The 901-nt window shown below is 74.9% G+C and carries 1 protein-coding gene and 1 pseudogene; both read right to left on the minus strand.

The genetic code is table 11. From position 1 onward, the window contains the following. Window positions 1-86: 86 nt before the first annotated feature. On the minus strand, window positions 87-599 hold the full coding sequence (locus B7767_RS32350; protein WP_085575236.1) for an O-acetyl-ADP-ribose deacetylase: 513 nt from the start codon (window positions 597-599) through the stop codon (window positions 87-89). After that, window positions 596-901, minus strand: a pseudogene (locus B7767_RS32355) (hypothetical protein); the annotation flags it as partial. The gene B7767_RS32350 and the pseudogene B7767_RS32355, both read right to left, overlap by 4 nt.

Consider the following 901-nt stretch of genomic DNA (forward strand, 5'->3'; position numbering starts at 1 on the left):
GGCGGGGGTGCGGGCAGCCGTCGGGCGGTACTCGGGACCCTGCCGTCGGCGGCGCTCGGCCGGCTGCGCGGCTCCCGTGTTCCCCGTCAGCCGGTCTGCCGGGCGAACGCCTCGTAGGCCCGGTCGTCGAAGAGGACGAATCTCACCTCTTCGACGGCGGTCGGCGTGTTCCGGACCGTCTCCACCGCGATGCGGGCCGCGTCGTCCATCGGCCACCGGTAGACGCCCGTGGAGATGGCGGGGAACGCGACCGTCCGGGCGCCCAGTTCGTCGGCCACGCGGAGCGACTCCCGGTAGCAGGAGGCGAGCAGCCCGGGGTCGCTGCCCGGACCCTGGTGCACCGGACCGACGGTGTGGACCACCCAGCGGGCGTCGAGGCGGCCCGCGGTGGTGGCGACCGCCTGGCCGGTCGGCAGGCCCCTGCCGTACCTGGAGGCGCGCAGGGCGCGGCATTCGGCCAGGATCTCCGGGCCGCCCCGGCGGTGGATCGCCCCGTCCACGCCTCCCCCGCCGAGCAGGGACGAGTTCGCCGCGTTGACGATCGCGTCGGCGCTCTGGCGGGTGATGTCGCCCTGGACGAGCGTGATCGTGGTGGTCATGCCTGGCGCAGCCTCCTCCACACGGCCTTCGCCGCGTTGTGTCCCGACATGCCGTGCACGCCGGGGCCGGGCGGGGTGGCCGACGAGCAGATGAAGACGGCCGGGTGCGGGGTCGCGTAGGGGAACAGGGAGAGTCTGGGACGCAGCAGGAGCTGGAGTCCGGAGACCGCGCCGGAGGCGATGTCACCGCCGACGTAGTTGGCGTTGCGGGCGGCGAGTTCGGGCGGGCCGGCGGTGGCGCGGGCCAGGACGCGGTCGCGGAAGCCGGGGGCGTAGCGCTCCAGTTGGCGTTCCATGGCGTC

The organism is Streptomyces sp. 13-12-16, from assembly GCF_002114215.1.
Taxonomy (GTDB): Bacteria; Actinomycetota; Actinomycetes; order Streptomycetales; family Streptomycetaceae; genus Streptomyces.

Excerpts from the sequence above, each read along its gene's own strand:
- B7767_RS32350 (WP_085575236.1), bottom strand. The coding sequence starts at position 599 with ATGACCACCACGATCACGCTCGTCCAGGGCGACATCACCCGCCAGAGC.